This window comes from Streptomyces sp. NPDC002788 (genome assembly GCF_053592115.1).
In genome coordinates this window covers 293546-317336 of record NZ_JBSFVB010000009.1, presented here as the reverse complement: position 1 = coordinate 317336, position 23791 = coordinate 293546, and the positions used below count along the sequence as shown (strand labels likewise).

Annotated in this window: 18 protein-coding genes; 12 read left to right on the top strand and 6 right to left on the bottom strand. The window is 70.1% G+C overall.

Going from position 1 to position 23791, the window contains the following annotated elements:
- Nucleotides 1–13: 13 nt before the first annotated feature.
- Both ACWD1U_RS19315 and ACWD1U_RS19310 read right to left on the bottom strand, forming a co-directional pair.
- Entirely contained in the window at nt 14–808 is a 795-nt protein-coding gene (locus tag ACWD1U_RS19315; protein ID WP_451108939.1) for an MIP/aquaporin family protein, read from the bottom strand.
- Nucleotides 809–1084: 276 nt separating this feature from the next.
- Entirely contained in the window at nt 1085–1858 is a 774-nt protein-coding gene (locus ACWD1U_RS19310) for an IclR family transcriptional regulator (protein WP_451108937.1), read from the bottom strand.
- Nucleotides 1859–2179: 321 nt separating this feature from the next.
- On the opposite strand from ACWD1U_RS19310, the gene metH reads away from it, so the two are divergent.
- The 4 genes from metH to ACWD1U_RS19290 all read left to right on the top strand — a co-directional run bounded on the left by metH (nt 2180) and on the right by ACWD1U_RS19290 (nt 10274).
- Nucleotides 2180–5695, top strand: a complete 3516-nt coding sequence (metH, locus tag ACWD1U_RS19305) for a methionine synthase (protein WP_451108935.1) — start codon at nt 2180–2182, stop codon at nt 5693–5695.
- A gap of 171 nt (nt 5696–5866) precedes the next feature.
- Nucleotides 5867–6568, top strand: a complete 702-nt coding sequence (locus tag ACWD1U_RS19300; RefSeq protein WP_451108933.1) for an HAD family hydrolase — start codon at nt 5867–5869, stop codon at nt 6566–6568.
- A gap of 409 nt (nt 6569–6977) precedes the next feature.
- Nucleotides 6978–8582 carry an ABC transporter substrate-binding protein gene (locus ACWD1U_RS19295; protein WP_451108931.1) on the top strand — a complete coding sequence of 535 codons (1605 nt, stop codon included), beginning with the start codon at nt 6978–6980 and terminating at the stop codon, nt 8580–8582.
- A 108-nt stretch (nt 8583–8690) separates the two neighbouring features.
- The gene (locus ACWD1U_RS19290; protein WP_451108930.1) at nt 8691–10274 is read left to right on the top strand and encodes an ABC transporter substrate-binding protein; all 1584 of its coding nucleotides are present in this window, start codon (nt 8691–8693) and stop codon (nt 10272–10274) included.
- Nucleotides 10275–10346: 72 nt separating this feature from the next.
- On the opposite strand, the gene ACWD1U_RS19285 is transcribed toward ACWD1U_RS19290, so the two are convergent.
- Both ACWD1U_RS19285 and ACWD1U_RS19280 read right to left on the bottom strand, forming a co-directional pair.
- Complete coding sequence (locus tag ACWD1U_RS19285; protein WP_037670515.1) at nt 10347–11018, bottom strand: response regulator; 672 nt, start codon at nt 11016–11018, stop codon at nt 10347–10349.
- A gap of 14 nt (nt 11019–11032) precedes the next feature.
- Nucleotides 11033–12055, bottom strand: coding sequence for a PD-(D/E)XK nuclease family protein (locus ACWD1U_RS19280; protein WP_451108929.1), 1023 nt, complete (start codon nt 12053–12055; stop codon nt 11033–11035).
- 188 nt (nt 12056–12243) lie between these two features.
- On the opposite strand from ACWD1U_RS19280, the gene ACWD1U_RS19275 reads away from it, so the two are divergent.
- From ACWD1U_RS19275 to ACWD1U_RS19265, 3 genes are all read left to right on the top strand, one after another.
- On the top strand, nt 12244–14142 hold the full coding sequence (locus ACWD1U_RS19275; RefSeq protein ID WP_451108927.1) for a site-2 protease family protein: 1899 nt from the start codon (nt 12244–12246) through the stop codon (nt 14140–14142).
- Between the two features lie 38 nt (nt 14143–14180).
- Entirely contained in the window at nt 14181–15083 is a 903-nt protein-coding gene (locus ACWD1U_RS19270; RefSeq protein ID WP_031141913.1) for a tRNA (adenine-N1)-methyltransferase, read from the top strand.
- 319 nt (nt 15084–15402) lie between these two features.
- Nucleotides 15403–15978 carry a hypothetical protein gene (locus tag ACWD1U_RS19265; RefSeq protein ID WP_451108926.1) on the top strand — a complete coding sequence of 192 codons (576 nt, stop codon included), beginning with the start codon at nt 15403–15405 and terminating at the stop codon, nt 15976–15978.
- Nucleotides 15979–16038: 60 nt separating this feature from the next.
- Here ACWD1U_RS19265 and ACWD1U_RS19260 read toward each other — a convergent pair whose 3' ends face one another.
- Nucleotides 16039–16344 carry a ferredoxin gene (locus tag ACWD1U_RS19260; RefSeq protein ID WP_451108924.1) on the bottom strand — a complete coding sequence of 102 codons (306 nt, stop codon included), beginning with the start codon at nt 16342–16344 and terminating at the stop codon, nt 16039–16041.
- A gap of 245 nt (nt 16345–16589) precedes the next feature.
- Here ACWD1U_RS19260 and arc point away from each other — a divergent pair, with 245 nt between their 5' ends.
- The 5 genes from arc (at nt 16590) to prcA (ending at nt 22480) form a co-directional block, all read left to right on the top strand.
- Nucleotides 16590–18356, top strand: coding sequence for a proteasome ATPase (arc, locus tag ACWD1U_RS19255; protein ID WP_451108922.1), 1767 nt, complete (start codon nt 16590–16592; stop codon nt 18354–18356).
- A 234-nt stretch (nt 18357–18590) separates the two neighbouring features.
- Nucleotides 18591–20102, top strand: coding sequence for a depupylase/deamidase Dop (gene dop / locus ACWD1U_RS19250; protein WP_451108920.1), 1512 nt, complete (start codon nt 18591–18593; stop codon nt 20100–20102).
- A gap of 178 nt (nt 20103–20280) precedes the next feature.
- Nucleotides 20281–20499 carry a ubiquitin-like protein Pup gene (locus tag ACWD1U_RS19245; protein WP_030244016.1) on the top strand — a complete coding sequence of 73 codons (219 nt, stop codon included), beginning with the start codon at nt 20281–20283 and terminating at the stop codon, nt 20497–20499.
- 325 nt (nt 20500–20824) lie between these two features.
- Nucleotides 20825–21670 (top strand): proteasome subunit beta, encoded by an 846-nt coding sequence (gene prcB, locus ACWD1U_RS19240; protein WP_451108918.1) that lies wholly within the window; start codon nt 20825–20827, stop codon nt 21668–21670.
- 69 nt (nt 21671–21739) lie between these two features.
- A complete protein-coding gene (gene prcA, locus ACWD1U_RS19235) occupies nt 21740–22480 on the top strand; it encodes a proteasome subunit alpha (protein WP_451108916.1) in 741 nt (246 codons plus the stop codon).
- 229 nt (nt 22481–22709) lie between these two features.
- Here prcA and ACWD1U_RS19230 read toward each other — a convergent pair whose 3' ends face one another.
- Complete coding sequence (locus tag ACWD1U_RS19230) at nt 22710–23783, bottom strand: LacI family DNA-binding transcriptional regulator (protein WP_451108915.1); 1074 nt, start codon at nt 23781–23783, stop codon at nt 22710–22712.
- Nucleotides 23784–23791 lie beyond the last annotated feature (8 nt).

Sequence of the window (23791 nt, the reverse complement as noted above, 5' to 3'; positions counted from 1 at the left end):
GCGCGGGGGATTCTCAGGCGAACGCGACGTTGTAGATGCCTGCCGCGATGGCGCCGCCGATCAGCGGACCGACCACCGGCACCCAGGCGTAGCCCCAGTCGGAGCCGCCCTTGTTGGGCAGCGGCAGCAGGGCGTGCACGATACGCGGACCGAGGTCACGGGCCGGGTTGATCGCGTACCCCGTCGGGCCGCCGAGGGACAGGCCGATCGAGACCACCACGAGCGCGGTGATGAGGGCGCCCAGATTGCCCAGGCCGTTGCCCTTGTCGTTCAGGCCCTGGGTGAGCACGGCGAGCACCAGCACGATCGTGCCGATGATCTCCGTGGCGACGTTCTGCCAGGCGACCCGGACCTCGGGGCCGGTGGAGAAGACGCCCAGCACGGGGCCGGCGCCCTTCTCCTGGGCCTCGACGGCCTTGGTCGTGGTGCCCTGCGCGCCCGGGCCGCCGACGATCTCCCGGTCGGTGAGGTGGGCGTGGAACTGGCCGTAGTAGGCGACCCAGACCAGGGCCGCACCGATCATGGCGCCGAGGAGCTGTCCGGCCCAGTAGACGGGGACGTCGCTCCAGTCGCCGTCCTTGATCGCGAGAGCGAGGGTCACGGCCGGGTTCAGGTGGGCGCCGGACAGCGGCGCCGCGGTGTAGACGGCCGTGAGCACCGCGAAGCCCCACCCGAAGGTGATGGCGAGCCAGCCGGCGTTGCGGGCCTTGGAGGCCTTCAGCGTGACGGCGGCGCAGACACCGCCGCCGAGCAGGATGAGTATGGCGGTACCGATGGTCTCGCCGATGAAGATGTCGGAGCTGGACACCCGCGACTCCTTTGTCCTTCGTCCAGGGGTGAAGTGCGATACCGGCCTGGCGTTGTCACACTCTAACGCGTATTGCCGGTAGCTGTTCGACAATGTCGACCGATGGACGGGAGTCTTGCTTCGGGGTTACGAGCACGTCAAGAGCCTTGTTGTCGAAAATACGATCGTTACTGATCGACACGGATCGGCCCGGCCTTATAGATCTTTGTCGCAGGTGAGCGCGGCCATGCCAATGCACCGGAACGCCGTACGACGTCCCGGTTCGGTCGGGTGCCTTCAGAACCGCCCGGCGCCCAGGTCCCGAGAGACCGCGCGGGCGCAGTCCCGGACCGCCGCGATCAGCTCGGGCCGCAGCGCTCCCTCTTCGTCGGACCGGCACAGCCGCTCCACGGCGCCGGTGATGCCGACCGCGCCGACCGGCATGCGCCGCCGGTCGTGGATGGGCGCGGCGAGCGAGGCGACGCCCTCCCACGTCTCCTCCACGTCCGCCGCGTACCCCCGCGCGCGGGTGACGTCGAGGATGTGCTCGAAGCCCTCCGGCTCGCACACCGTCCGCTCGGTGAAGGCCTTGCGGTCGGCCTCCAGGGCCTCGCTGTGCGCCACCGGGTCGTAGGCGGACAGCACCTTGCCCAGGGCCGTGGAGTGCAGCGGCTGCATGGCCCCGATCTCCAGGACCTGCCGGCTGTCGTCCGGCCGGAAGACGTGGTGCACGATCAGCACGCCCTGCTGGTGCAGGACGCCCAGGTAGACGCTCTCACCGCTGGAGCGGGCCAGATCGTCGGCCCAGACCAGGGCGCGCGCCCGCAGTTCGTGGACGTCGAGGTAGGTGGTCCCCAGGCGCAGCAGTTCGGCGCCCAGCTGGTAGCGCCCTGAGGCCTCGTCCTGCTCCACGAAGCCCTCCTGCTGGAGGGTGCGCAGGATGCCGTGGGCGGTGCCCTTGGCCAGGCCCAGCGACGAGGCGATGTCCGACAGGCCTAGCCGACGCTCGCCGCCCGCGAGCAGCCGCAGCATCGCGGCCGCCCGTTCGAGCGACTGGATGTTCCGTGCCATCGCCGTACTTGCCTCCCGTCCGTCCCCTTCGACCGCCGACGAGCCGGGCCCGCCCCTCGTTCGGCAATGTCGAACACTACCGGTCGATGCCGACCTCCCGCTAATGGCACGTCGCCATTTGTTGCGTCATGAGTGGCTGATCCGTCGCCGCTGGGTCGCACACCCGGCCGTTCCGCCACCCTCGGCGTCCGCCTCGTGGACGTGCTGCCCATCCGAGCCCACTCCCGGTTAGGCTGGCGCGGTGCGCCCGTCCCCGGATGCCCTCCGGACGTCCGGGAAGCCGCAAAGCCGACAGCCGTCGCATCCGAGGGAGCCCCTTTCATGGCCTCGTTGCCGCCGACCCCTTCCGCTGACAGCCGGACCCGCGTGTCCGCCCTCCGTGAGGCCCTGGCCACCCGTGTGGTCGTGGCCGACGGAGCCATGGGCACCATGCTCCAGGCGCAGGACCCGACCCTCGAGGACTTCCAGAACCTCGAGGGCTGCAACGAGATCCTGAACCTGACGCGCCCGGACATCGTCCGGGCGGTCCACGACGCGTACTTCGAGGTGGGCGTCGACTGCGTCGAGACCAACACCTTCGGCGCCAACCACACCGCCGCCGCGGAGTACGACATCCCCGACCAGGTGTTCGAGCTCTCCGAGGCCGGCGCCCGCATCGCCCGCGAGGCGGCCGACGCGCACGCCGCCCGGGACGGCCGCCCGCGCTGGGTCCTGGGCTCCATCGGCCCCGGCACCAAGCTGCCCACGCTCGGCCACGTCGCCTACGGCACGATCCGCGACGGCTACCAGGCCAACGCCGAGGGCCTGCTGGCCGGCGGCGCGGACGCGCTGATCGTGGAGACCACGCAGGACCTGCTCCAGACCAAGGCATCGATCCTGGGCGCCCGCAAGGCCATGGAGGCCACCGGCGTCGAGGTGCCCCTGCTGTGTTCGATGGCCTTCGAGACCACCGGCACCATGCTGCTCGGTTCCGAGATCGGCGCGGCCCTGACCGCGCTCGAGCCCCTCGGCATCGACATGATCGGTCTGAACTGCTCCACCGGCCCGGCCGAGATGAGCGAGCACCTGCGCTATCTGACGCGCCACTCGCGCATCCCCCTGCTGTGCATGCCGAACGCCGGCCTGCCGATCCTCACCAAGGACGGCGCCCACTTCCCGCTCGACCCCGAGGGCCTGGCCGACGCCCAGCAGAACTTCGTCCAGGACTACGGCCTCTCCCTCGTCGGCGGCTGCTGCGGCACCACCCCCGAGCACCTGCGCCAGTTGGTGGAGCGCGTCCGGGACGTCGCCCCGACCGAGCGTGCCCCGCAGCCCGAGCCGGGTGCCGCCTCCCTGTACCAGAGCGTGCCGTTCCGGCAGGAAACCTCCTACCTGGCCATCGGCGAGCGCACCAACGCCAACGGCTCGAAGAAGTTCCGCGAGGCCATGCTGGACGGCCGCTGGGACGACTGCGTGGAGATGGCCCGCGACCAGATCCGCGAGGGCGCGCACATGCTCGACCTGTGCGTGGACTACGTCGGCCGTGACGGCGTCGCCGACATGGAGGAGCTGGCCGGCCGCTTCGCCACCGCCTCCACGCTGCCCATCGTGCTGGACTCCACCGAGGTCGACGTCATCAAGGCGGGCCTGGAGAAGCTCGGCGGCCGCGCGGTGATCAACTCGGTGAACTACGAGGACGGCGACGGCCCCGAGTCCCGCTTCGCCAAGGTCACCGCCCTCGCCAAGGAACACGGCGCCGCCCTCATCGCCCTCACCATCGACGAGGAGGGCCAGGCCCGCACCGCCGAGAAGAAGGTCGAGATCGCCGGACGACTCATCGACGACCTCACCGGCAACTGGGGCATCCACGAGGAGGACATCCTCGTCGACTGCCTGACCTTCACCATCTGCACCGGCCAGGAGGAGTCCCGCAAGGACGGCATCGCCACCATCGAGGGCATCCGCGAGCTGAAGCGGCGCCACCCGAAGGTGCAGACCACCCTCGGCCTGTCCAACATCTCCTTCGGCCTCAACCCGGCCGCCCGCATCCTGCTGAACTCGGTCTTCCTCGACGAGTGCGTCAAGGCGGGCCTGGACTCGGCGATCGTGCACGCGTCGAAGATCCTGCCGATCGCCCGCTTCAGCGAGGAGGAGGTCCGGACGGCTCTGGACCTGATCTACGACCGCCGCAGCGAGGGCTACGACCCGCTCCAGAAGCTCATGCAGCTCTTCGAGGGCGCCACCGCCAAGTCCCTCAAGGCCGGCAAGGCCGAGGAACTGGCCGCCCTCCCGCTGGACGAGCGCCTCAAGCGCCGCATCATCGACGGCGAGAAGAACGGCCTGGAGGCCGACCTGGACGAGGCCCTCCAGACGCGCCCCGCGCTCGACATCGTCAACGACACCCTGCTGGAGGGCATGAAGGTCGTCGGCGAGCTCTTCGGATCCGGCCAGATGCAGTTGCCGTTCGTCCTGCAGTCCGCCGAGGTGATGAAGACGGCCGTCGCCCACCTCGAACCGCACATGGAGAAGACCGACGAGGACGGCAAGGGCACCATCGTCCTCGCCACCGTGCGCGGCGACGTGCACGACATCGGCAAGAACCTCGTCGACATCATCCTGACCAACAACGGCTACAACGTCGTCAACCTCGGCATCAAGCAGCCGGTCTCCGCGATCCTGGACGCCGCCGCCGAGCACCGGGCCGACGTCATCGGCATGTCCGGTCTCCTGGTGAAGTCCACCGTGATCATGAAGGAGAACCTGGAAGAGCTGAACCAGCGGGGCCTGGCCGCCGACTACCCGGTCATCCTCGGCGGCGCCGCCCTCACCCGCGCCTACGTCGAGCAGGACCTGCACGAGCTGTACGAGGGCGAGGTCCGCTACGCCCGCGACGCCTTCGAGGGATTGCGCCTGATGGACGCCCTCATCGGCGTCAAGCGCGGTGTGCCCGGCGCGAAGCTGCCCGAGCTGAAGCAGCGCCGGGTCAGGGCCACCGCCCCGGCGGTCGCGGAGGAGCGCCCCGAGGAGGGGCACGTCCGCTCCGACGTCGCCACCGACAACCCGGTCCCCGAGCCGCCCTTCCGCGGCACCCGGGTGATCAAGGGCATCCAGCTCAAGGAGTACGCGAGCTGGCTCGACGAGGGCGCCCTGTTCAAGGGCCAGTGGGGCCTGAGGCAGTCCCGCACCGGCGAGGGCCCGTCCTACGAGGAGCTCGTGGAGAGCGAGGGGCGGCCCCGGCTACGCGGGCTGCTCGACCGGCTCCAGACGGAGAACCTGCTGGAGGCGGCCGTGGTCTACGGCTACTTCCCGTGCGTCTCCAAGGACGACGACCTGATCATCCTGGACGAGCAGGGCAACGAGCGCACGCGCTTCACCTTCCCGCGGCAGCGCCGGGGCCGCCGCCTGTGCCTGGCCGACTTCTTCCGCCCGGAGGAGTCCGGCGAGACGGACGTCGTCGGCCTCCAGGTCGTCACGGTCGGCTCGCGCATCGGCGAGGAGACCGCCCGGATGTTCGCGGCCAACGCCTACCGCGACTACCTCGAACTGCACGGCCTGTCCGTGCAGTTGGCCGAGGCGCTCGCCGAGTACTGGCACGCGCGTGTGCGCTCGGAACTCGGCTTCGCCGGCGAGGACCCGGACGAGATGCAGGGCATGTTCGAGCTGAAGTACCGGGGCGCCCGCTTCTCCCTCGGCTACGGCGCCTGCCCCAACCTGGAGGACCGCGCCAAGATCGCGGAGCTGCTCCAGCCGGAGCGCATCGGCGTCCACCTGTCCGAGGAGTTCCAGCTGCACCCGGAGCAGTCCACGGACGCCATCGTGATCCACCACCCGGAGGCGAAGTACTTCAACGCCCGCTGATCCACCCCACCGCGCACACGGGGGAGCGGCCCCCGGTGTGTGGTCTGTGTGCCCGGGGGGCACGGCGGTCAAACGAGGCACTTCGGCTGCGCACGACGTAGACTGGTCGATCCACTGCAGGCCGGTTCCCACGAGGGAACCGGCCTGATCGTCCCTCAAGGAGGTAGGTGGATGACCAGTACGGTCCCCGCACTCGGTACGCGTACGGCCGAAGGGTCGGCCCTGCAGGCCGTGCTCCTCGACATGGACGGCACGCTGGTGGACACGGAGGGCTTCTGGTGGGACGTCGAGGTCGAGGTCTTCGCCTCCCTCGGCCACACGCTCGACGAGTCCTGGCGCCATGTCGTGGTCGGCGGCCCCATGACCCGCAGCGCGGGGTTCCTGATCGAGGCCACCGGCGCCGACATCACCCTCGACGAACTCACGGTCCTGCTCAACGACGGCTTCGAGGAGCGCATCGGCCGCTTCCTGCCGCTGATGCCGGGCGCCGGGCGGCTACTGGCCGAGCTGTACGCGTACGAGATCCCCACGGCGCTGGTCTCCGCCTCGCACCGGCGCATCATCGACCGGGTGCTCACCTCGCTGGGCGCCCACCACTTCAGCCTGACCGTGGCCGGTGACGAGGTGCCGCGCACCAAGCCGCACCCCGACCCGTACCTGGCGGCCGCCGCAGGACTCGGCGTGGACCCGGCCCGGTGCGCCGTCATCGAGGACACCGCGACCGGCGTCGCCGCCGCCGAGGCCGCGGGCTGCCGAGTCGTGGCGGTGCCCTCCGTGGCCCCCATCCCCCCGGCCCTCCGCCGTACGGTCGTGAGCTCCCTCGAAGAGGTCGACCTGACATTTCTGCACGGGTTGATGACGGAAATGCGCTAGGTGTTCACCCAGCGTGCAGCAGGGTTAGGGCGGTAATTCCGAAGGTGAATTCGAACCCCTCCGGATGGCCGAATTCCCGCACCTCCGAACCCGTTTACGCGTGTGACGTTCCCCACCTGGTCCGGGGTCGACAGCGGATCCGGCGTGTGCTGCGCACCCCCTTCCGGGGGTGGCCGGCGCGCCTTTGTGTCCCGATTGATGGGACGCTGCACCAAAGCTTCCGCGGTCGGGTTTTCGGTGTGTCCGCACCCGATTCCGCAGCGTGATGGGTGCTCAACTCCGGTGGCTGCGAACCCTCCTGCCGGTCCGGACTAACCTCGTCGAGAGAACATCGCCCCACCCCCGTGATCCGCTGCGCCACCCCTGCATGCCGGGTACACGGAGTCGACAGCTCTGGAGAAACTCGAGCATGAACCGCAAGACTTTGGTGCTGCCGGCCGTGATCGGTCTGCTCGCGCCGGTGCTCGCCGCCTGCGGCGGGTCCGACAGCGGGAGCGGCGACAGCGACGCGATCGTCGTCGGCACCACGGACCGGTTCACCGCCTCGAAGGACGCCCCCGCGCCCCTCGATCCGGCGTACGCCTACGACGTCGGCACCTGGAACATCCTGCGTCAGACCGTGCAGACCTTGATGATCCAGCCGCGCGGTGAGGGCGAGCCGGTGCCCGAGGCCGCCGAGCGATGCGGCTTCACCGACACCGGCAACGAGCGCTACGCCTGCACCCTGCGCGACGGCCTGAAGTTCGCGAACGGCGACCCCGTCACCGCGGCCGACGTCAAGTACTCGATCGACCGCGCCCGCTCCCTCAAGGCCGACAGCGGCGTGTTCGCCCTGCTGTCCACCATCGACACCGTCGAGACGCAGGGCGACCGTGAGGTCATCTTCCACCTCAAGACGGCCGACGCGACCTTCCCGTACAAGCTGTCGACCCCGGTCGCCGGCATCCTCGACCCCGACGAGTACCCGAAGAACAAGCTCCGCGACGGCTTCGACCTGGAGGGCTCCGGCCCGTACACGCTCAAGGCCGATGTCGAGAACAACGAGCTCGTCAGGGCCGAGTTCACCCGGAACCCCGACTACAAGGGGAACCTGAAGGTGAACAACGACAAGGTCGAGATGGTCTCCTTCAAGGACGCCGACGCCATGGGCGAGGCCCTGAACAAGGGCGACATCGACCTGATGACCCGCACCATGTCGCCCGACCAGATCCGCAAGCTCTCGGGCCACGCGGACTCCGGCATCGACCTCGTCGAGATGCCCGGTCTGGAGATCCGCTACCTGGGCTTCAACACCGACGCCCCGACTGTGAAGTCCAAGGCCGTGCGCCAGGCGATGGCACAGGTCGTCAACCGCAGCGAGCTGGTCTCCAAGGTCTACGGCACCCAGGCCGAGCCGCTGTACTCGCTGGTCCCGGCCAGCGTCACGGGTCACTCCAACTCGTTCTTCAACAAGTACGGCGACCCGAACGTCACCAAGGCCCGCTCCCTGCTCGAGCAGGCCAACGTGACCACTCCGGTGAAGCTGACGCTGCACTACACCACCGACCACTACGGCCCGGCCACCACCAAGGAGTTCGAGGTCCTGCGCGACCAGCTGAACTCCAGCGGCCTGTTCGAGGTCGACATCAAGGGAACTCCCTGGAGCACGTTCCGCCCGGCCGAGAAGAAGGGCAAGTACGACGTCTACGGCATGGGCTGGTTCCCGGACTTCCCGGACGCCGACAACTTCCTCGCGCCGTTCCTCGACGCGGACAACACGCTCGGCTCGCCGTACGACAACAGCCGGATCCGCAACACCCTGATCCCGGAGTCCCGCCGAGAGGCCGACCGGCTGTCCGCCTCCTCCAGCCTGACGGACATTCAGGACATCGTCGCCGGTGACGTGCCGGTGCTGCCGCTGTGGCAGGGCAAGCAGTACGTCGCCGCGCGCGACGACATCACGGGTACCGCGTACGCGCTCAACTCCGCCTCGACGCTGCAGCTCTGGGAGCTCGGCCGAGGCGTGGGCGGCTGACGGACCCGCTGGAACCCCGGGCCTGTGACCGCGGCCCCGGGGAGCCGTGCCCCGGAGCCGGCAACATGCTCCGGGCGTTCTCGAGAACCGACGACAAGGCACACACACGTGAACATACGCAACCAGTGGCCGGTCCTGCCGATCGTGGCGGGGCTCGCCTCCGGCCTGCTGACCGGCTGCGGCACGGAAACCGGAGACTCCGCGGGGGACGGCTCCAACGTGGTGGTGGGGATGTCCGACGACGTCCTGGCCACCGACCCGGCCTCCGGCTACGACCCCGGCTCCTGGCTGTTGTTCAACAACGTCTTCCAGTCGCTGCTCAGCTTCCCCAAGGGCGCCACCGAGCCCCGGCCGGAGGCCGCCGAGAGCTGCGCCTTCACCGACACGCAGACCACGGTCTACAGGTGCACGCTGAAGGACGGCCTCAAGTTCAGCAACGGTGACGCGCTCACCTCCGAGGACGTCAAGTTCTCCTTCGACCGCATGCTGAAGATCAACGACCCCGACGGGCCCGCGATCATGTTCCCCATGCTGGAGAAGGTCGAGACACCGGACGAGAAGACGGTCGTCTTCCGGCTCAATACGGCCGACGCCACCTTCCCGAGCAAGATCGCCTCCGGCGCCGGCTCCATCGTCGACCACCGCCAGTACGACGCGGACGGGCTGCGCAAGGACGGCAAGGCCGTCGGCTCCGGCCCGTACCAGCTCGACTCGATCGACGACGAGCAGGCCGTCTTCTCCGTCAACGAGAACTACAAGGGCACCGCCAAGGTGAAGAACACCGGCGTGACGCTCAAGTTCTTCGACGGCGACCAGACCGCGCTGAAGCAGGCCATCGAGAACGAGGAAGTCGACATCGCCTACCGCGGTCTCACCGCGGGCGACGTCGCCGACATGGAGAAGGCCGACGACGGCACCGGCGCCGAGGTCGTCGAGGGCAGCAGCGCCGAGGTACAGCACCTGGTGTTCAACATGGACGACCCGGTCGCCGGAAAGCTCGGCGTCCGCAAGGCCATGGCCCACCTGCTCGACCGCGAAGCCCTCATCAGGGACGTCTACCAGGGCACCGCGACCCCCCTGTACTCGATCATCCCGGCCGGTATCGCCGGCCACAACACGGCCTTCTTCGACACCTACGGAGCCCGCCCCTCCAAGGCCAAGGCCCAGGCGGCGCTGCGCGAGGACGGCATCACCGGGAAGGTGAAGCTGACCCTCTGGTCGACCCCGTCCCGCTACGGCCCCGCCACCGACCAGGAGTTGACCGCCATCGCCGGCCAGCTCAACGCGAGCGGCCTGTTCGACGCCGACGTCAAGTCCGTGCCCTTCGGCCAGTACGAGAAGGACATCGCGGCCGGGAAGTACGGCGTCTACGTGAAGGGCTGGGTGCCGGACTACCCGGACGCCGACAACTTCACGGCCCCCTTCTTCGGCAAGGGCAACGTGCTGGGCAACAACTACGACAACAGCACGATCACCGGCTCGCTCATCCCGCGCACCGCGGCCCTGACCGACCGCGCCGCCACCGACAAGGAGTTCGGGCAGCTGCAGGACATCGTCGCCGCCGAACTCCCCGTCCTGCCGGTGTGGCAGGCCAAGCAGTACGCGGTCGTCCGCGACGGCGTCTACGGCCTGGAGTACTGCCTCGACGCGTCGACCGTGTTCCGCTTCTGGGAGCTGAGCAAGGACGCCTGACGCCCGGGAGTGAGGAAGGGCGCCCCCTGCTCGGCAGGGGGCGCCCTTTCGTCATGACCTGCGCGCGGCGGCCTACTGCGCGCCGGGGCGCACCAGCCCGCTCTCGTACGCGTACACCGCGGCCTGGACGCGGTCGCGCAGGCCCAGCTTGGTGAGCACGTGCCCGACGTGGGTCTTGACGGTGGTCTCGCTGACGAACAGGTCGGCGGCGATCTCCGCGTTGGACAACCCGCGCGCCACCAGCTTCAGCACCTCGACCTCGCGGTCGGTGAGGGTGTGCAGCGTGTCCGGCACCGGCTCGTCGCCCGACGGCAGATGCGTGGCGTACTTGTCGAGCAGCCGGCGCGTGATGCTCGGCGCGAGCAACGCCTCGCCCGCGGCCACGACCCGGATGGCCTGCACCAGCTCGTTGGCCGGGGCGTCCTTGAGCAGGAAGCCGCTGGCACCCGCGCGCAGCGCCTCCACCACGTACTCGTCGAGGTCGAAGGTGGTCAGCACCAGCACCTTCGCCGGGCCGTCCCGCCCGGGGCCGGTGATCTGCCGGGTCGCCTCCACACCGTCCATCCGCGGCATGCGGATGTCCATCAGGACCACGTCGGGCTGCAGGGCCCGCACCTGGTCGAGCGCCTGGAGGCCGTCTCCGGCCTCGCCGACGACCGCGATGTCCTGCTCGGCCTCCAAAATCATCCGGAAGCCCGTACGGAGCAGCGGCTGGTCGTCGACGAGTAGGACGCGGATGGCCACGTGAGTCTCCTTCGCTAGTCCGGCCCCATTCTGCCCTGCGCGGGCCCGCCGGACTCAGCCGCCCTCACCGGCGACGGTTGCGTGGGCAGCTCTGCGCCGCGCACCGGCAGCGGATAGGGCGGGGGAGTGCCCCCGAACTCCGGGCAGTGCGTCTGGTGGTCGCACCAGCCGCACAGCTTCGTGGGTCGCGGCCGCCAGTCGCCCGTCTCGGTCGCCAGCCGGATCGCCTCCCACAGCGCCAGCAACTTGCGCTCGATACGCTCCAGGTCGGCGAGGACCGGGTCGTACGTCAGCACCTGGCCGCTGCCGAGGTAGACCAGCTGGAGCCGGCGCGGGATCACGTTCTTCAGCCGCCAGACGACCAGGGCGTAGAACTTCATCTGGAACAGGGCGCCCTCGGAGTACTCGGGCCTGGGCGCCTTGCCCGTCTTGTAGTCGACGATCCGGACCTCGCCCGTGGGTGCCACGTCGACCCGGTCGATGATGCCGCGCAGCCGCAGCCCGGACTCCAGCTCGGCCTCGACGAACAGCTCCCGCTCGGCGGGCTCCAGCCGGCTGGGGTCCTCCAGGGTGAACCAGCGCTCGACGAGCTGCTCGGCTTCGCCCAGCCAGCGTGCCAGCCGCTCGCCCTGCGGATCGTCTGCGAACAGCTCCACGACCTCCGGCCGCGACTCGCGCAACCGCTCCCACTGGCCCGGGATCAGCGACTTCGCCCGGGGCGCCGTGCGCTCGGCCGCCGGGGCGTCGAAGAGGCGCTCCAGGACCGCGTGCACCAGCGTGCCCCTGGTCGCCGCCTCGCTCGGCTTCTCCGGCAGCCGGTCGATGACGCGAAAGCGGTAGAGCAGCGGGCACTGCATGAAGTCACTGGCGCGCGAGGGGGACAGCGAGGCGGGCGGTATGGCGGCGGGCCCGGTCGTGGTGCCGCACGTGGTGTCCGTGTCCACTGCCGTCGCCGCCGGCCCTGCCGCGACCGGCGGATCCACCGCCGGGGCAGGGCTGCTCTCGGGCTGCGCTTCGCCCTCGGTGCTCGTCTCCATGCCCCAGACCATACGGCCCGCCACTGACAGTGACCCCGGCGCCTTCCGTGGTGGAAGCCGGGAGGGTCGGTCGACGTACGGGAAACACAGGGGTGCCGGGGCGGAACGCACCTGGGCGGACGCATACCATCGACACGAGACCCTCCCGTCCGACAGGCACGGGAGACGCTTCGAACGAGGGGACACCGGTGGACGAGAGCGGCGGGCGCGGACAGCCGCGGTCCGGCAACCACGAGTCGGCCGAGCGCCACGCGGGGCCCCCGGCCCCGGCCGCCGACCCGACCCCCGCCGACGAACGTCCCAGGGACGAACGGCGCTTCACCCGCGAGGGGCAGGAGGACGCCCCGGTGCCACAACCGCCCGCACCGGACGCCCGCGAGCCCGACGCGGAACCGCAGCCGGACTCCGCCACGGCGGGCTCTGCCGACCGGCACGCCACGAACGGCCCCCACGACGAGCCCACCGCCGACGCCCCGCCCAGGGCACCGGCCCGCGGCGAGGCCGAGACGCACCCTGACCGAGCCGACGCCGCCGACCCTGACGCGGCGCCTGTTCCGGGCGAGTACGACGGGGGCCGTTCCCCGGCGAGTGACGCGGCCTCCGACCGGATCGCTGCCAAGGGTGACGGCAGCCCTGCGCCGCAAGCCGACGCCGGCCCCGACGGAGCCGACGCCGCCGGCTCTCACGCGGCGCCCGCCCCGGGCGAGGGCGACGGCAGCCGTGGACCGGAGGGTGACGCGCACCCCGACCGCGCCTACGCCGGTGGGTCGCACACCGCCGCCGACCGGCCCGAGGCGGACCGCGGGAACAAGGCCCCCGTTGCGGGCTTCGGCGACTCCCACCCCCGTCCCCAGCCCCACGGGCCCGCCCCCGGCGGGGGCGACCGTCCGCTCGCCCACTCCGCCGACGGCAAGGGCCCCGCGCCGCAGCGCCCGGAGCCCCGGGGCGGGCTCCTGATGGGGCGGCCCTTCGGGGTGCCCGTGTACGTCGCGCCCAGCTGGTTCCTCGTCGCCGCGCTCATCACCTGGGTGTTCGGCGGGCAGTTGGAGCGCTTGCTGCCCGAGCTCGGGGCGGCGCGGTACCTGGTCTCCCTGTTCTTCGCGGTGGCCTTCTACGCCTCCGTGCTCGTCCACGAACTGGCCCACACGGTCGCCGCCCTCCGCTTCAAGCTCCCGGTCCGGCGCATCCGGCTCCAGTTCTTCGGCGGCGTCTCCGAGATCGAGAAGGATGCCGAGACCCCCGGCCGGGAGTTCGTCCTGGCCTTCGTCGGACCGCTGCTCTCCCTCGTCCTGGCCGGTGTCTTCTACGCGGCCATGCAGACCGTGGACCCGGGCACCGTCCCGGGCGTCCTGCTCGCCGGCCTGATGATCTCCAACCTCATCGTGGCCGCGTTCAACCTCCTGCCCGGCCTGCCCCTCGACGGCGGCCGCATGCTCCGCGCCGTGGTCTGGAAGCTCACCGGCAAGCCGATGAGCGGCACCATCGCCGCCGCCTGGGTCGGCCGCGCCCTCGCCGTCGCCGTGCTGATCGGCCTGCCCCTGCTGACCCAGTCCGGCGCCTTCGGCTCCGAGGCCGTCGACAACGTCGGCATGGACACCGTCCTCGACGCCCTGCTCGCCGCGATCCTCGCCGCGATCATCTGGACCGGCGCCGGGAACAGCCTGCGCATGGCCCGCCTGCGCGAGCACCTTCCCGAACTGCGCGCCCGTACCCTCACCCGCCGCGCGGTCCCCGTCGAGACCGACACCCCGCTCTCGGAGGCCCTGCGCCGCGCCAACGCCGCCGGAGCCCGCGCCCTGGTCGTCGTCGACGCCGACGGCAAGCCGCTCTCCCTCGTCCGCGAGGCCGCCATCGTCGGCGTACCCGAGCACCGCCGCCCCTGGGTCGCGGTCAGCGGCCTCGCCCAGGACCTCACCGACGGCATGCGCGTCTCGGCGGAACTGTCCGGAGAGGAGCTCCTGGACGCCCTGCGTGCCACCCCGGCGACCGAGTACCTGGTGGTGGAGAAGACCGGCGAGATCTACGGCGTGCTGTCGGCGGCCGACGTGGAGCGCGCCTTCGTCAAGGCGATGGCGAGGCCGTCCTAGTGGTCGGAGGCCCTCTCCGGGGCCGGTAGGCTGGTCACATGTCCGAACCGACCGGTGCCGCCCGCAGGCGCGGGCCCTTCAAGGTCGGGGACCAGGTTCAGCTGACCGACCCCAAGGGCCGCCACTACACGTTCACGCTCGAGGCCGGGAAGAACTTCCACACCCACAAGGGTTCCTTCCCGCACGACGAGCTGATCGGCGCTCCCGAGGGCAGCGTTGTCCGCACCACGGGAAACGTCGCCTACCTCGCGCTGCGCCCCCTGCTCCCCGACTACGTCCTGTCCATGCCCCGCGGGGCAGCCGTCGTCTACCCCAAGGACGCGGGGCAGATCCTGGCCTTCGCCGACATCTTCCCCGGCGCGCGCGTCGTGGAGGCCGGTGTGGGCTCCGGCTCGCTCAGCAGCTTCCTGCTGCGTGCCATCGGCGACCAAGGCATGCTGCACAGCTACGAGCGCCGCGCCGACTTCGCCGAGATCGCCCAGGCGAACGTGGAGCGCTACTTCGGCGGCCCGCACCCCGCCTGGCAGCTGACCGTCGGCGATCTCCAGGACAACTTGTCCGACGCCGACGTCGACCGCGTCATCCTGGACATGCTCGCCCCCTGGGAGTGCCTGGAGGCCGTCTCCAAGGCGCTGGTCCCCGGCGGCATCCTGTGCTGCTACGTCGCGACCACCACCCAGCTCGCCCGGACCGTCGAGTCCATCCGCGAGATCGGCTGCTTCAACGAGCCGACCTCCTGGGAGACGATGATCCGCAACTGGCACATCGAGGGCCTGGCCGTCCGCCCGGACCACCGGATGATCGGCCACACCGGCTTCCTGCTCACCGCCCGCCGGCTCGCCGACGGCGTCGAGCCGCCCATGCGCCGCCGCCGCCCCGCCAAGGGCGCCTACGGCGAGGACTACGCCGGCCCCAACGCCGACGGCGGCACCGCACGCTGAGGCGGCCCGTCACCGCCCCCAACGCACGGGCGCCGTGGCGGAGTTCCCGGATCCGTACCGGAACTCCGCCACGGCGCCTTTCCGTTGCCGCCCGGGGGAATTCTCGCGGAACGCCGTTGACCTGCGCACACCTCCGAACGGCCCAGCTCGCGCGGCGGTAGCGGCCCGTGCCGGCCCAGGCCCGCTGACACAGCGGCAGGAACCGTAACCCTTCTGACTTCCCCGGCGCGGGGCGCGCACACCCCGCCGTTCCCTCGTGATGTGACGTGTGGCACCATCTTGGCCACCCCACCGGCACAGCCCTCAGGAGACACTCCTAGTGCAGCCTTCCGCCGTCCCGGAGCTCGCCCACACGCACACCCGCCCCATCCACTGGCTCGCCACCGCCACGGCCGTCGCCGGCGTCGTGGCCCTCTCCTCGGTCCTCCAGCCCGGCGCCGCCACGGCGGCCCAGCCGGCCGCCCCCGACACCAGGAGTGCTCCGGCGAACGCGGCGCCGCCCGACCCGGCCGCCCTGACGTTCCCGATCGAGTGCGGCCCGGTCAACGCCGTGGTGCGGAAGAAGGCGTCCGGAGACCTCGACGGTGACGGCCGCCCCGAGACGGTCGCCGTGGTCCACTGCGACTCCCCGATGGGCACCCCGCCGGACGGCGTGTACGTCCTCACCCGGGGCGGCGACGGCAAGCCGCGCGTGGTGGCCACCCTGCTCGACCCCAAGGACGGCACCACCGTCAGCGACTTCGCCGTACACGACGGCGCCGTCACGGCCACCCTCCTCGGCTACTCCTCGGCGGACGTACCGCGTTGCTGCCCGGACGAGGAGAGCGACGTGAAATGGCGTTGGCGGAACGGCGCGTTCGTCCGCTCCACGCCGGCCGGCGCCCGCAGCGTGTGAGGGCCGTGCGGCGGAGATGCGTGAGATATCAGACAGTAGTGACGGAGTGTGGAGAACTGGTCACGGCGCGTCCGGTCCATAGACTTCGGCCCTGTCCGAAACCCGACGTACGTGGATGCACTCGCCCGGACACTCCTTCGCCGAGTCGATCACGTCGGTGAGGAGCGGCAGCGGGACGGGCGTCGCCGCTCCCTTGTCCTGGAGCAACTCGTCGTCGGCGCTCTTCACATAGGCCAGACCGTCGATGTCCAGCTCGAACACCTCGGGCGCGTACTGGGCGCAGATGCCGTCGCCGGTGCACAGGTCCTGGTCGATCCAGACCTCCAGCGCCTCCCCGGCGACCCCGGCCTCCTGCTGCACGCTCATCTCTCCTGCCGTTTCTCCGTCGAGCCGTACCGGGAATCCGGCCAGCTCCGACGGGTGTTGAACGCTTCGACCCTACCCCCGGCTGGGTTCCAATCACGTTCGCTGGGTATTCCCCTGGCGTGAGGGAGAGCGCAAGGGTGAAGATCGGACACACCCCGACCGTCTTTGTGATCTAGGGGTTTCAATCGACACCCGCCCAGGTAGGGTCTGGAAGCGTCCAGCTCCCCTTGGAGGAGGTGAGGACCGTGGCAGCCCACGACGACGACATGAACCGCGGCATCCGCCCGGGACGCGGGTCCGACGACCCGGCCGGGCAGATCGCCTACCTTGAGCAGGAGATCGCCGTCCTGCGACGTAAGCTCGCCGACTCTCCGCGACACACGAGGATTCTCGAAGAGCGGATCGTCGAGCTGCAGACCAATCTGGCCGGCGTGTCCGCGCAGAACGAGCGACTCGCCAACACACTCCGTGAGGCCCGCGACCAGATCGTGGCCCTCAAGGAGGAAGTCGACCGGCTCGCGCAGCCGCCGGCCGGCTTCGGTGTCTTCCTGACGGCGAACGAGGACGGTACCGCCGACATCTTCACCGGCGGCCGCAAGCTCAGGGTGAACGTCAGCCCCAGCGTCGAGCTCGAGGAGCTCCGGCGCGGCCAGGAACTGATGCTCAACGAAGCGCTCAACGTGGTCGAGGCCATGGAGTTCGAGCGCGTCGGTGACATCGTCACCCTCAAGGAGATCCTCGAGGACGGCGAGCGGGCCCTGGTGCTCGGGCACACCGACGAGGAGCGGGTGGTGCGGCTCGCCGAGCCGCTGCTGGACGTCACCATCCGCCCCGGCGACGCCCTTCTGCTCGAACCCCGCTCCGGCTACGTCTACGAGGTCGTTCCGAAGAGCGAGGTCGAAGAGCTCGTCCTCGAAGAGGTCCCCGACATCGGCTACGAGCAGATCGGCGGTCTCGGTGGCCAGATCGAGGCCATCCGCGACGCGGTCGAGCTGCCGTACCTCTACCCGGACCTGTTCAAGGAGCACGAGCTGCGCCCGCCCAAGGGCGTCCTGCTCTACGGTCCGCCCGGATGCGGAAAGACGCTCATCGCCAAGGCCGTCGCCAACTCGCTGGCCAAGAAGGTCGCCGAGGTCACCGGCCAGGCCGCCGGCAAGAGCTTCTTCCTCAACATCAAGGGTCCCGAGCTGCTGAACAAGTACGTCGGCGAGACCGAGCGGCAGATCCGCCTGGTCTTCCAGCGTGCGCGTGAGAAGGCCAGTGAGGGCACCCCGGTCATCGTCTTCTTCGACGAGATGGAGTCGCTCTTCCGTACCCGTGGTTCCGGTGTCAGCTCGGACGTGGAGAACACCATCGTCCCGCAGCTGCTCGCCGAGATCGACGGCGTGGAGGGCCTCCAGAACGTGGTCGTGATCGGTGCCTCCAACCGAGAGGACATGATCGACCCCGCCATCCTGCGCCCCGGCCGCCTGGACGTGAAGATCAAGATCGAGCGTCCCGACGCCGAGGCCGCGAAGGACATCTTCGGCAAGTACCTCACCGAGCGCCTCCCGCTGCACGCCGACGATCTCGGTGAGCACGGCGGCAGCAGGGCCACCACCGTCCAGAGCATGATCCAGACGGCCGTGGAACACATGTACGCCGAATCCGAGGAAAACCGCTTCCTGGAAGTCACCTACGCCAACGGCGACAAGGAAGTCCTCTACTTCAAGGACTTCAACTCCGGCGCCATGATCGAGAACATCGTGGGCCGCGCCAAGAAGATGGCGATCAAGGACTTCCTCGAGAAGAACCAGAAGGGTCTGCGCGTCTCCCACCTCCTCCAAGCCTGTGTGGACGAGTTCAAGGAGAACGAGGACCTGCCGAACACCACGAACCCGGACGACTGGGCCCGGATCTCCGGAAAGAAGGGCGAGCGGATCGTGTACATCCGTACGCTCATCACAGGAAAGCAGGGCGCGGACACCGGACGCTCCATCGACACGGTGGCGAACACCGGTCAGTACCTGTAAAAGGCAGGGCGGCTGCGGGTGCCCTCGGCGGGTACCCGCAGCCGACTGTTTTTCAGGCCACGGCTGGAGCAACGCAATGACGCAAATGATCTCCCCACCAGTGCAAAGGCGTTCTAGGCTCTTGCGTACCGCCGAGTCGCGCAGTGCGGGGACGGGCACCGCACACGCAACCGAGCGCCAGCGGTATCTGAGTGGCGCCCACGACCGAGGGTGCCGCCGGGCAAGGAGGGCCGCATGACCGTACGGCGAGTAATGGGCATCGAGACGGAGTACGGGATCTCCGTCCCCGGCCACCCCAACGCCAATGCCATGCTCACCTCGTCCCAGATCGTGAACGCCTACGCGGCGGCGATGCACCGGGCCCGCCGGGCCCGCTGGGACTTCGAGGAGGAGAACCCGCTGCGGGACGCGCGAGGCTTCGACCTCGCCCGCGAGGCCGCCGACTCCAGCCAGCTCACCGACGAGGACATCGGCCTGGCCAACGTGATCCTCACCAACGGTGCACGGCTCTACGTCGACCACGCCCACCCCGAGTACAGCTCCCCCGAGGTGACCAACCCGCGGGACGCCGTGCTGTGGGACAAGGCCGGCGAGCGGATCATGGCGGAGGCGGCGGAACGGGCCGCCCAGCTGCCCGGTGCCCAGCCGATCCACCTGTACAAGAACAACACCGACAACAAGGGCGCGTCCTACGGCACGCACGAGAACTACCTGATGAAGCGGGAGACCCCCTTCTCGGACATCGTGCGTCACCTGACGCCCTTCTTCGTCTCCCGCCAGGTCGTCACCGGCGCGGGCCGCGTCGGCATCGGCCAGGACGGGCACGAGCACGGCTTCCAGCTGAGTCAGCGGGCCGACTACTTCGAGGTCGAGGTCGGCCTGGAGACGACGCTCAAGCGCCCGATCATCAACACCCGCGACGAGCCGCACGCGGACGCCGAGAGGTACCGGCGGCTGCACGTCATCATCGGCGACGCGAACCTCTCCGAGATCTCGACGTACCTGAAGCTCGGCACGACCGCGCTGGTGCTGTCGATGATCGAGGACGGTTTCATCGCCGTCGACCTCGCCGTCGACCAGCCCGTGCGCACCCTCCACCAGGTCTCGCACGACCCGTCACTGAAACGCCTGATCACGCTCCGCAGCGGCCGGACGCTGACCGCGGTCCAGCTGCAGATGGAGTACTACGAGCTGGCGCGCAAGTACGTGGAGGAGCGGTTCGGCGCCGACGCCGACGAGCAGACCAAGGACGTCCTGTCCCGCTGGGAGGACACCCTCACCCGTCTGGAGCACGACCCGATGAGTCTGGCCGGCGAGCTGGACTGGGTCGCCAAGCGGGAACTCATGGAGGGCTACCGGCGCCGGGACAGCCTCGACTGGGACGCGGCGCGGCTGCACCTGGTCGACCTCCAGTACGCCGACGTACGGCCCGAGAAGGGCCTGTACAACCGCCTGGCGGCTCGTGGGCGCATGAAGCGGCTGCTGGACGAGGCGGACGTGGAGCGGGCCCGTACGGCGCCGCCGGAGGACACGCGCGCGTACTTCCGCGGGCGCTGCCTGGAGCAGTACGCGGACGACGTCGCGGCGGCCTCCTGGGACTCGGTGATTTTCGACCTGCCGGGCCGGGACTCGCTGCAGCGCGTCCCAACCCTGGAACCGCTTCGCGGAACGCGTAATCACGTCAAGGAGCTCCTGGACCGCTGCCGCACCGCGGAAGACCTGGTCAGGGTTCTTTCGGGCGGGTGAGCGCGTTCAGCGGGTACTCGGGTGGGGCCCGCCGGACAGGGTGGAAAATCCCTGGTCCGGGAATCATCGAGGTGGTCCCCGTACGTTGGAGCAACTGCGGGGCCATCGTCAGACCCGGCGAGTAGGGTCTGATCTTGACCGAGCAACTGTGTCGGGCGAACCGAGCGGGGTGAGGGATATGGCGACCAAGGACACCGGCGGCGGACAGCAGAAGGCCACCCGGTCCACCGAGGAGGTCGAGGAGCAGGCGGCAGAGGCGCAGGCTTCCGAGGACCTCAAGGAGCGTCAGGAGAAGCTGAGCGACGACGTGGACTCGGTCCTCGACGAGATCGACGACGTCCTCGAGGAGAACGCCGAGGACTTCGTGCGCTCCTTCGTTCAGAAGGGTGGCCAGTAAGGCGCCTGAGCCTTCATTCCGAAGGTGAACGAGGAGTACGGGCGACGGACGGGCGGAGCGCGGAGCGCTGCGCGCGAGGCAGTGAGTGAGCTCATGCCTTCGTGCGCGGCGCTCCGGCGTCCGGAGCCCGGTGGCCCGTCCGGTGCGCGCGGCGGGCAAGGGCGGCGTCGCTCCGGCGGAGTTGGTCCCGCCGGGCATGTGGATCACCGCCGAAGGACGGGTAGGGTCCGAGGCATACCGTGCCCCCGGTCGCAACCGGACCGGGGTTGTTCCAAGGATCGGCCCGACGTCCAGGGCGGGCTGTCGCATACGTGGAAGGAATCGCGTGGAAGCCAACACTCGTAGCACCGGGCGTCTACCAGCTGCCTTCCTGACGCCAGGGTCTTCCTCCTTCATGGACTTCCTGTCCGATCACCAGCCCGAACTGCTGCCGGGCAACAAGAAGTTGCCGCCCGTCCAGGGCGCCATCGAGGCACCGCACGGCACCACGATCGTCGCCGTGACGTTCCCCGGCGGCGTCGTGCTCGCCGGCGACCGGCGGGCCACCATGGGCAATGTCATCGCGCAGCGGGACATCGAGAAGGTCTTCCCGGCCGACGAGTACTCGGCGGTGGGCATCGCCGGCACGGCGGGCCTGGCCGTGGAGATGGTGAAGCTGTTCCAGCTGGAGCTGGAGCACTTCGAGAAGGTCGAGGGCGCCCAGCTGTCCCTGGAGGGCAAGGCGAACCGGCTGTCGACGATGATCCGCTCGAACCTGGGGATGGCCATGCAGGGGCTGGCCGTCGTTCCCCTGTTCGCCGGGTACGACGTGGATCGGGGGAAGGGGCGGATCTTCTCCTACGACGTCACGGGCGGGCGCTCCGAGGAGCAGGGGTACGCGGCCACCGGGTCCGGATCGATCTTCGCGCGCGGCGCGATGAAGAAGCTCTTCCGGGACGACCTGAGCGAGGCCGAGGCCACGACGCTCGTGGTCCAGGCGCTCTACGACGCGGCAGACGACGACTCGGCGACCGGCGGTCCCGATGTCGCCCGCCGGATCTATCCCATCGTCACCGTGATCACCGACGACGGCTTCCGCAGGCTCTCCGAGAACGAGGCGTCCGAGATCGCGCGCTCGGTTCTGGAGCGGCGCCTGGAGCAGCCCGACGGGCCGCGGGCCGCGCTGCTGTGAGCGGCCGGCTGTCTTCGTGAGGGTGGTCCAGTGAACCGACGGAATCTTCAAGAGAGGGACGGATAACCGGTGTCGACGCCGTTCTATGTCTCACCCCAGCAGGCGATGGCCGACCGGGCGGAGTACGCCCGCAAGGGCATCGCCCGTGGTCGCAGCCTGGTCGTGCTGCAGTATGCCGACGGCATCGTGTTCGTCGGCGAGAACCCGTCCCGTGCGCTGCACAAGTTCAGCGAGATCTACGACCGGATCGGCTTCGCGGCCGCCGGCAAGTACAACGAGTACGAGAACCTGCGGATCGGCGGCGTGCGCTATGCCGACCTGCGGGGTTACACCTACGACCGGGCCGATGTGACGGCCCGGGGCCTGGCGAACGTGTACGCGCAGACGCTGGGCACGATCTTCTCCAGTGCGGCCGAGAAGCCGTACGAGGTGGAGCTGGTCGTCGCCGAGGTCGGGGAGTCGCCCGAGGGCGACCAGATCTACCGGCTGCCGCACGACGGGTCCATCGTGGACGAGCACGGCTCGGTCGCGGTCGGGGGTAACGCGGAGCAGATCAGCAGCTATCTGGACCAGCGTCACCAGGACGGTATGACGCTGGCCGAAGCGCTGAAGCTGGCGGTGCAGGCGCTGTCCCGCGACACGAACGGCAGCGAGCGGGAGATCCCCGCGGAGCGGCTGGAAGTGGCGGTGCTGGACCGGACACGACCGCAGAAGCGCAAGTTCAGGCGGATCAGTGCGCGGCAGTTGTCCCGGCTGCTGGGCGCGGACGGGGCGGCCGGCTCGGAGGCGGCGTCGGAGGACGCCGAGTAGTCCGGACGACACGTATGGCGCCCCGGTCGTTTTGCGGCCGGGGCGCTTTCGTGTGCCTGTGGCGGCCTGTGGCTGGTTCGGTGGCGGTGCGGGTCGTCCGCGCCTTGTCGCCGGGGGTTCGGGGTCGCACATGGGGTGTCCGTCCTCGCAACGGCGCGGGGGTCGTGCCGCTGGGGCGGCACGGGTGGGGGCGGGTGCCCCGTTCCGCCGGTTTGTGGACCCACCGGCCTCAGCGCAACGCCGGGCGCAGCGGACGCGGCGGTGCCGTGGAACCCCGTACCACCAGTTGGACCGGGATGTCCCCGCCCTCGGGCTCACGGTCCTCCAGAACGGCCAGCATGGCCCGCATGCCGCGTTCGCCGAAGAGTTCCGCGTCCAGGCGGACGGTCGTGAGCTCCGGGTCGATGGCCGTGGCCAGGGCCAGGTCGTCCAGGCCCGTGACCGACACGTCGTCCGGGATGCGCAGGCCCAGGCGGCGGGCCGCCTTGTACGCCCCTGCGGCCAGTTTGTCGTCATCGCAGATGATGGCGGTGGGGCGGGGGGAGGCCGCCGAGAGGGCGGTCTCCGTCGCGGTCAGCGCGCCCTCGATGGAGATGGGGGTCCGGGCTGTGCGGACCGACGTGCCCGGTACCTCCGCCAGTCGAGCCGCCAGTTCCCGGGCGCGTACCTCGAACGTCCAGGACGGTACGTCCGCCGCGAGGTGGAGGAACCGGCGGTGGCCCAGGGACAGCAGGTGCTCCGCGACCTGGCGGACACCGTCGGCGATGTCCAGGTTCACCGTCGCCGCGCCGAGGCTGCCGGCCGGGTCGCTGTCCAGCATCACCAGCGGCAGTGCCTCCCCGCGGATCGCGCTCAGCGCGTCCGCGGCCATGGAGGACGCGATGACGCCGTCCAGGGCGGACCGGGCGGAGGCGAACGGGTCGCGGGCGGGGCCGATGCCCTCGGGGGAGGGGTAGAGGACCACCCCGAAGCCGTGCTCGGCGGCGACCCGGGCCGCCCCCGTGTAGACGCCGGCGAAGAACTCCGTGGTGAGGGCGGGAACCACCAGGAGGACGGTGCGCGTGCGGCCCAGACGCAGGTTGCGGGCCGCCAGGTTCGGGCGGTAGCCCAGGTCGCGGGCGGCCTCCCGGACGCGCTGCGCGGTCGCCTCCGAGACCCGTCCGCGCCACTTGTCCCCGAGGACCAGGGAGACCGCCGCCTGGGAGACGCCGGCGGCCTGGGCGACGTCCCGGCTCGTGGGGCGGGTGCTGCCTCGTGCCACCGTGGGCCTGCTCTTTCGTCTGGACGCGTGATCAGCGGACATGGTACGTA